7 protein-coding genes are annotated in these 8651 nt (G+C 41.0%); 3 read left to right on the top strand and 4 right to left on the bottom strand.

Annotated elements, in window-relative coordinates; all coding sequences use genetic code 11:
- Nucleotides 1-1190, bottom strand: a 1190-nt coding sequence (gene ahpF, locus Q0017_RS05045; RefSeq protein ID WP_298143573.1) for an alkyl hydroperoxide reductase subunit F, incomplete at its 3' end; no start/stop codon positions are given.
- A gap of 228 nt (nucleotides 1191-1418) precedes the next feature.
- On the opposite strand from ahpF, the gene Q0017_RS05040 reads away from it, so the two are divergent.
- Complete coding sequence (locus tag Q0017_RS05040) at nucleotides 1419-1631, top strand: DUF1653 domain-containing protein (RefSeq protein WP_298143571.1); 213 nt, start codon at nucleotides 1419-1421, stop codon at nucleotides 1629-1631.
- A 76-nt stretch (nucleotides 1632-1707) separates the two neighbouring features.
- Here Q0017_RS05040 and Q0017_RS05035 read toward each other — a convergent pair whose 3' ends face one another.
- Nucleotides 1708-1914: a KTSC domain-containing protein gene (locus tag Q0017_RS05035; RefSeq protein WP_298143568.1), complete on the bottom strand. Its 207-nt coding sequence runs from the start codon at nucleotides 1912-1914 to the stop codon at nucleotides 1708-1710.
- 259 nt (nucleotides 1915-2173) lie between these two features.
- On the opposite strand from Q0017_RS05035, the gene Q0017_RS05030 reads away from it, so the two are divergent.
- A complete protein-coding gene (locus Q0017_RS05030) occupies nucleotides 2174-3259 on the top strand; it encodes a putative zinc-binding metallopeptidase (protein WP_298143565.1) in 1086 nt (361 codons plus the stop codon).
- Between the two features lie 3 nt (nucleotides 3260-3262).
- Here Q0017_RS05030 and Q0017_RS05025 read toward each other — a convergent pair whose 3' ends face one another.
- Together Q0017_RS05025 and ahpC are read right to left on the bottom strand one after the other, a co-directional pair.
- Nucleotides 3263-3733, bottom strand: coding sequence for a hypothetical protein (locus tag Q0017_RS05025; protein WP_298143562.1), 471 nt, complete (start codon nucleotides 3731-3733; stop codon nucleotides 3263-3265).
- A gap of 125 nt (nucleotides 3734-3858) precedes the next feature.
- Complete coding sequence (ahpC, locus tag Q0017_RS05020; RefSeq protein ID WP_297423086.1) at nucleotides 3859-4422, bottom strand: alkyl hydroperoxide reductase subunit C; 564 nt, start codon at nucleotides 4420-4422, stop codon at nucleotides 3859-3861.
- A gap of 327 nt (nucleotides 4423-4749) precedes the next feature.
- Between ahpC and hrpA the strand changes: the two genes are divergently transcribed.
- Nucleotides 4750-8634 carry an ATP-dependent RNA helicase HrpA gene (hrpA, locus tag Q0017_RS05015; RefSeq protein ID WP_298143559.1) on the top strand — a complete coding sequence of 1295 codons (3885 nt, stop codon included), beginning with the start codon at nucleotides 4750-4752 and terminating at the stop codon, nucleotides 8632-8634.
- Nucleotides 8635-8651 lie beyond the last annotated feature (17 nt).

The following is an 8651-nucleotide window of genomic DNA, read 5'->3' as shown; positions in this document are numbered from 1 at the left end:
TGCAACACTTGGTCGGCACGTAGCTTGGTGTCAAATTCCACCAATGTGACATGCTCAACAATCCCTGCTAAGTCAATTGCAGCTTCCACACCTGAGTTACCGCCACCAATCACCGCAACACGTTTGCCTTTGAATAATGGACCATCACAGTGCGGGCAGTACGCTACACCACGCGTGGCATATTCTTTTTCACCCGGCACGTTCATTTGTCTCCAACGTGCACCGGTTGATAAAATCACGGTTTTAGATTCAAGCTTGGCACCATTTTCAAGGGTCACTTCAACCAAACCATTGGCGGTTTCAGACGCACCTTTGATGTCAGCAACACGTTGTAGATTCATGATGTCTACACCATATTCACGCACATGTGCTTCCATTTCTGCGGCAAATTTTGGACCTTGGGTTTTTTGAATTGAGGTAAAGTTCTCAATGTCCATGGTGTCCATAACTTGACCGCCCATGCGCTCAGCCACAATACCGGTTTTAATGCCTTTACGCGCCGCATAAATGGCAGAAGTGTTGCCCGCAGGTCCACCACCAATCACCAACACATCAAACGCGTCTTTGGCATTTAACTTGGCAGCATCTTTTTGTGCTGCATTGGTGTCAAGTTTTGCCACGATCTCTTCTAAAGTCATACGACCTTGACCAATGTGTTGACCATCTTGGAACACCATTGGAACGGCCATGATTTTGCGTTCTTCAACTTCGTCTTGGAAGAAAGCACCATCAATCATGGTGGCTGTTGCACCCGGATTGTAAATGGCAATCAGGTTTAAGGCTTGCACCACATCTGGACAGTTGTGGCAGCTTAAAGACACAAATACGTCAAAATTAGACTTCACACCGAGTTCTTTGATTGAAGTTAACACTTCATCAGAGACTTTTGGTGCATAACCTGAGGTTTGTAGCAATGCTAAGATCAATGACGTGAACTCATGGCCCATTGGCAAGCCTGCAAAGAATACACGCGGTTCTTCGCCTGCTTTTGCAATACCAAAGCTTGGGGCACGGCTATTTTTGCCATCAAAACGTGCAGTAACCAAATCAGACAATGCTGCAACTTCTTCAACCAATTCTTTGATTTTGGCAGATTTGTCTGAGTCATTTAAAGTTGCCACCAATTCGATGGGACCTTCTAGGCGTTCTAAAAGGGCTTTTAATTGCGATGAAGTATTTTGATCTAACATGGCTAACGTCTCCAAAGGAGTAAATATGTATTTGATGAGATGATCTTAAATGGATTACCTTTATAGGTAAAACATTTAGTTTTTATAAATACAATCGGAAATTAGATTTAATTTGCATTTCATCAGGTATTTCAGCGTTGTATATGCATGCTTTATTTTATATTTCAAGTAAGATAATTAAAATGCAGCACATCTCTGTGCTTTTTTAACCTCATTTAAGGAGCCAATATGCTACAGCGCGGAATTTATGAGCACTACAAAGGTCAGCATTATCAGGTTTTTCATGTGGCGACCCACAGTGAAACCGCTGAAAAGTTAGTGGTGTATCAGTGTTTATACGGCGATTATTCGATGTGGGTACGACCTTTACAGATGTTTATGGAAAGCATCGAGATTGACGGGCAGGTGGTACCACGTTTTAAATTGATTGCTGCACTTTAAGACCATACCAGCAAAATAATGTGAGTAACGGTGTTGCGCCGTTACTCAAAAATCAATCACATCGCTTGGGTGTATATTACATAATTCTGACACAGGTAAAATGCACATCATATTCTAAGTATTTATGAACAAAAGCAGCTTTGTCGCTGCGGCGTAGCAAATTGGCATAAATAAATTTAGGCACGGAGTAGTACAGCTCAGCAGAACCATTGTCGTAAAAAATATGCAAATGTCGAGACGTGGAATTATACTTCCATGATGTAACGGTAATGGCAACTCCCATAAGCAACTCCTTATTTAAAAAGGTTTTTTATAATTTTTTTTGCATTGTGGTGTTGTTTAAAATTACTTGAAAGATTGGCTTTTCTATATAGCAGTATTGTAAAGATCATCATGCATGAAAGCCGCTATATCGAATATAGACCTCTGTAGTTCCTTTTACAAAAATCATGCGCAGGACTAAAAAGTTAACAATTTTGTAGATGAGCAGCTTTTAAAATGTTTTAGACTTCTTGTCACGTCTAATCATAACGAGAATAATAATGCAGCTTTTTCAATGTTCTTATTGTACGCAGCCAGTCTATTTTGATAACTATAGCTGTACGCACTGTCAGCATGTTTTAGGATTTGACGCCAAACACACCCAAATGCTGGCTTTAACAGGACCAAATGCTGTAGGGGCTTTTACTGAAACGCAAACCCAAAAAAATTATAAGTTTTGTATGAATAAACAGTATGAGGTGTGTAATTGGCTGCTTGATTTTGAGGATCCGAATGATTTTTGTTTGGCGTGTGGTTTAAATCGCGTGATCCCTGATTTAAGTGAGTTAAAATACCGCCAACGTTGGCATAAAATCGAATTGGCCAAGCACCGTTTGATCTATAGTGTACTGCGTTGGCAATTGCCGCTTGAAAATAAAGTTCAAAATCCCAATCAAGGTTTAGCTTTTGATTTTAAAGCTGATCCCAATTGTCCCAATGAACCTAAAGTGATGACAGGGCATGATAATGGTTTAATTACCTTAAACATTGCTGAAGCTGATGATGTAGAACGTGCTATGGCGCGTGATCAAATGGATGAAGTGTATCGTACCTTACTTGGTCATTTTCGCCATGAAATTGGACATTATTATTGGGATGTTTTAGTTGATGGTACGGCATTTTTAGAACCTTGCCGCGCATTGTTTGGCGATGAGCGTATGGACTATCAAGCTGCACTTGATCGTCATTATCAAAATGGGCCAGCACCAGACTGGATGTCACGTTATATTAGCCCTTATGCCAGCATGCATCCTTGGGAAGATTGGGCGGAAACATGGGCACATTATTTACATATTGTAGACGTATTAGAAACAGCAGATGCCTTTGGTATTCAAATTCGCCCACAAGTGGTTCAAGACCAAGATGACCATGTGATGACCTTAGCCACACCACTTGAGCCATATACAGCCCAAGATTTTGATAGTATTTATCAAGCATGGTTACCGGTGGCCTTTGCCATGAACAGCTTAAATCGTAGTATGGGACAAGAAGACTTTTATCCTTTTGTGATTAATACTCAAGTACAAAATAAATTACGCTTTATTCATGAAGTGATTCAACAATATGCCAAGGCACAGTCTCAATAAGCCTTATAAATCCAGACATTGTGCATGCTTATGGGCAGCTTGATTGTGGCTGCCTATAGGTGCAATGCGGTTATGAATACAGCTTAAACTTTGGCTTTGATTGTGCTTGAGGACGAGTTTTCCAATATTATTTTGAATATCAATTGTGCCTGCTACCTGATTCCGAATTAATTCTGCTTTATGACCAGAAAATATTTCAAGATTGCCTTGAATACGATTTTCAACCAAATTTAAACCACCAAAATTATCCCCCGCGACTACATTGCCTGCCACTTGACTGCGTTTTAAAGTCAAACTGCCTTGGGCTTTAACCTCTATATTGCCAGCAATTTTAACATTGTCTAAAATACATTTTTGATGAACCACAACATTGCGATCAATGCTTTGATTGCGTAAATGTCCTTGGCACATTACTGAATCTGCAAAACTTGTGGCTGCAAATAAACAGCCAAATACAAATACTGCAAAACGCATACATGCTCCTTAAAAAATTATGTTTATACTGACATATTAGCTTAAAAAACACCCATAATTAAATTTTAGCCATAAAAAAACCACGCAATTTGCGTGGTTTTTTGATCAGTTGAATCTAATAAAAATTAGATTTTACCAACTAAGTCGATTGAAGGCGCAAGTGTTGCTTCGCCTTCTTTCCATTTTGCAGGGCAAACTTCGCCTGGGTGCGCATGTACGTATTGAGCAGCTTTTACTTTACGAAGTAATTCAGATGCATCACGGCCAATACCACCTGCGTTGATTTCAACGATTTGGATTTTGCCTTCAGGATCGATAACAAATGTACCACGATCAGCAAGACCAGCAGCTTCAATGAGTACTTCGAAGTTTTTAGACAACGTCCAAGTTGGATCACCGATTAATGGGTATTGGATTTTACCAATGACATCAGAAGTATCGTGCCAAGCTTTGTGCGTAAAATGTGTGTCAGTAGATACGCCGTAGATTTCTACGCCTAATTTTTGGAATTCAGCATAGTTGTCTGCTAAGTCACCCAATTCAGTTGGGCAAACAAAGGTAAAGTCAGCTGGGTAGAAGAATACTACAGACCATTTGCCTTTAAGATCAGCTTCAGAAACTTCAACGAATTGACCGTTGTGGTAGGCAGTTGCGTTAAACGGTTTAACTTCAGTATTAATTAAGCTCATCATAGTCTCCATGATTGAGGTTTGTAATTTGATTTCCATAAGAATATAGAAATTATGCTTGGGGCTGAAACAGAATTTTTGCATGATCAAAATCGGAAAATCCGAATTGACTGCATAAGTTCTGTGTCACGCTTTGGCAAATCATAACATCAAAAAATGACAATTAATTTGCATGTTGTAAGCTGCTTAAAACATGGGGATTTGTCTAGATAATTCAAGGGTGATTTTTTAAAAAAGTCAAAAATATTCAAAACACATTGCCTTTCGTAAACTTGAAGAACAGCGTAAAATAGCCGGCTTATTTGTGTGTTTTAGGAATACCTTTCAGTGCAGCGTGATTTAAATGTAGAGCAATTGGTGATGGCACGCGACCTTCATCGTTTAAATCGACTACGTCAAGGAAAGGATGCCAATCCACAGCAGTATCAAGCACTTTGGGAACAATCGCATGCCAAAGTGCTGCAACGTGTTGAGCGCTTGCCCAATATTGCTTTAAATCAAGATTTACCGGTCACCCAATATGCCGACAAACTGATTGCTGCCATACAAAAACATCAAGTGATTATTGTGGCGGGTGAAACGGGTTCGGGTAAGACCACACAATTGCCGCAAATTGCCATGTTGGCAGGTCGAGGCTTAACCGGTTTAATTGGGCATACTCAGCCGCGACGTTTAGCCGCACGTAGCGTATCGCAACGTATTGCTGAAGAAGTGGGGCAGAAACTCGGTGAATCAATTTCATTTAAAGTCCGTTTTAATGAGCAAGGTTCACAAGATTCAATTTTACGTTTAATGACCGATGGTATTTTGTTGGCAGAGCTGGCAAATGATCGCTTCTTAACCAAATATGACACCATTATTATTGATGAAGCGCATGAGCGTTCGCTCAATATTGACTTTATCATGGGGTATTTAAAGCAGCTTTTACCAAGACGTAAAGACCTCAAAGTTATTATTACTTCGGCCACTTTGGACGTAAATCGCTTTAGTCGTTACTTTAACAATGCACCGATTTTTGAAGTAGAAGGACGTAGTTTTCCTGTAGAAGTACGTTATCGTCCCATTTCTGAGCTGTCGATTGGAGGCAGTGATGACGATGAATTTGATGACTTTGAAGAAAACTTACCGCGTGCTGTGGTGGCTGCCGTTGAAGAATGTTTTGCCGATGCTCAAGCCAAAGGGCATCCTGAACATGCTGATATTTTGGTATTTGCCTCTACAGAGCAAGAAATTCGTGAACTCCAAGAAACCTTACAAAAATACGGGCCACGCCATACCGAAGTCTTGACGCTATATGCGCGTTTAGCACTTGCTGAACAACAAAAAATCTTTAATCCATCTGGTGGTGGGCGACGCATTATTATTGCCACCAACGTGGCAGAAACGGCGCTGACCGTACCTAATATTCGTTATGTGATTGACAGTGGTTTTGCGCGTATGTCGCGTTATAACTATCGCTCACGTGTGCAACGCCTACCCATTGAAGCGATTTCTCAAGCGGCTGCCAATCAGCGTAAAGGACGTTGTGGTCGTATTGCGCCGGGTGTGTGTATTCGTTTGTATTCAGAAGAAGATTTTTTAAGTCGTCCTGAATTTACCGAACCTGAAATCAAGCGTACAAACTTAGCATCGGTGATTTTGCAAATGCAAAGTTTGGGCTTTGGTGAGCTTGAAGACTTTGATTTTATTGAACCACCTGATTTACGTCTGGTCAATGATGGGCGCAAGCTGCTGATTGAATTGGGGGCTATGCATGATCAAAAAGCCCTTGCAACACCTACTCAAAAAAAAGCAGCGGCTTTAACTAAAATTGGTCAACAAATGGCAAAAATGCCGATTGACCCGCGTTTAGCACGTATGATTTTAGGTGGTGCACATTTTGGTGTGCTCAATGAAGTTTTGGTGATTGTGGCGGCACTTGCAGTACAAGACCCGCGTGAACGTCCGGCCGACAAACAAGTCCAAGCCGACCAAAAGCATGCTTTGTTCCGTGAAGGCGATTCAGATTTCTTGTTTTATATTAAGCTTTGGGACACACTAAACGCCAATCGTGACAGCATGAGCGAAAGTAAACGCCGTAACTTTGCGCGTCAGCATTTTTTAAGTTGGTTACGTTTACGTGAATGGAAAAAAACCCATGAACAATTGGTCGACTTAGCCAAAGGCTTAAAGCTTTCTTTTAATGAAAAACCGGCCAGTTATGAAAACCTACATCGGGCATTGTTGACGGGTTTGTTGTCGTTTATTGCTAATAAAACCGATGAGCGCAACGTGTTTATGGCAGTGCGTCAGCAAAAAGCACGTATTTTCCCTGCCTCGACCTTACATAAAACCAATACCCCGTGGGTGATGGCCTTTGAGATGGTGGAAACCTCACAGGTATACTTACGCACGCTTGCCAAGATTGAGCCGGAATGGATTTTGTTGGCCGCAGGTGATTTGCTCAAACACCATTACTTTGAACCGCATTGGTCAAAAAAAGCTGGTATTGTCAATGCTTATGATCAAATCTCATTGTTTGGTTTGATTGTTGAGCCGCGCCGTTTAATCAACTACGAAAAAGTGGATTTGTCCGCAGCGCATGAAATTTTCTTACGTGATGCCTTAACCACAGGTCATTTGGGCATTAGTCCACCGTTTTTAAAGCACAACTTACTTAAACTTGAAGAAGTTGAACGTGTTGAAGATAAATTACGACGTCGTGATTTGGTGGTAGATGAAGAAACCATTTACCAATTTTATGCCAGTAAAGTGCCATCTGAAGTCGCGAGTCGTCGTAGTTTTGAAGATTGGCGTGCCACAGTTGAGCCAAAACAGCCGCGCTATTTGTTTGTTGAGGATGATGCGCTATGGCTAAATGACCGTCCCACCACACAACAATTTCCAGACTATCTGCACAATGGCAGCTTAAGACTTGCCGCCAGCTATCGCTTTGACCCAAGTCATGATCAAGATGGTGCTACCGTGAAAATTCCATTACAAGCTTTGGCTCAAGTGGATGAAAACATCTGGTCATGGGGAATTCCGGGTTGGCGTTATGATTTAATTGAAGCCTTGTTAAAAAGTTTACCTAAAGATAAACGTCGCAATTTAGTGCCCATTCCTGATACAGCACGTAAATTGGTGCAACGTATTGATGCCAGTCATTTACGTGAACATATTTTGGCATTTTTGAGTTTTCAGTTGCGTGCTGAACAAGTCAGCGCACAGGACTTTAACCTTGAGCGCATTGAGCAATACTTGTTGCCTTTTATTCAAGTGTTGGATGAAAAAGGTCGGGTACTTGAGCAAGGACGTAACTTAAGCGAATTAAAAGCCCGTTGTCGTGCAGAAACCCATAGCCCAGTTAAACAACTCAAAGGTGAATTTAGTACTTTCCCTGAGCAATTTGTGTTTGAAGCCTCACAAAAAGTGTCAGGTGTGGTGGTTAAGCAATATCAAGCTTTGGTGGTAAACAAGAAATTTGCCGATTTGGCACCAAAAGATGAATCGGGTGTGGTGATTCAAACCTTTAATGATGCCCAAGAAGCTATGAAACAACACCGTGAAGGTGTGATTCGTTTGGTGCATCTACAATTGGGCGATTTGATTCGTCAGTTAAAAAAGCAGATTTCCAAGCCTTTGGCATTGGCTTATTCACCCTTAGGTGATAAGGCACAATTGGAGCAAATGTTAGTCTATGCCACTTTACAAATGGCGATTACTGACTTGCCAGTCAATGCAGCTGAATTTGAGCGCCTTTTGCTTGAAGTGAAAAAAAGCTTCTTAAGCCATGGTCAAACTGCGCTACAGGTGATGTCAGAGATTTATATTCAATGGCAAGAGATCCGTCGTCGTTTAAATGGCTTTAATGTAGCTGTGTTTGGCAAAAATATGGATGATATTGAAGATCAATTGGATTTGATGTCATTGGCCAATTTTGTCTATATCAAGCCAAATGACGTGTGGCTTGAGTTCCCACGCTACCTAAAAGCTTTGCTGATGCGCCTTGATCGCTTACCAAATAATTTACAAAGGGATGATTCTGCCATTGATCAAGTTGACCCTTGGATGGAAAAATTGTTCACCTTTAAAAATGACCCGCGCCTAAAAGAACTTTACTTTATGGTCGAAGAGCTACGTATCTCGTTGTTTTCACAACCAATGAAAACCAAGATGCCAATTTCAGCGACGCGATTGCAAAAAGTTTGGGAACGTTTAGGAATCCGTTAATATACTCACCATTTTTC

Source organism: uncultured Acinetobacter sp. (genome assembly GCF_947624825.1).
In the GTDB taxonomy this organism is placed as follows: Bacteria; Pseudomonadota; Gammaproteobacteria; order Pseudomonadales; family Moraxellaceae; genus Acinetobacter.
The sequence above is the reverse complement of the archived record's forward strand: the minus strand, read 5'-3'. Positions and strand labels throughout refer to the sequence as shown.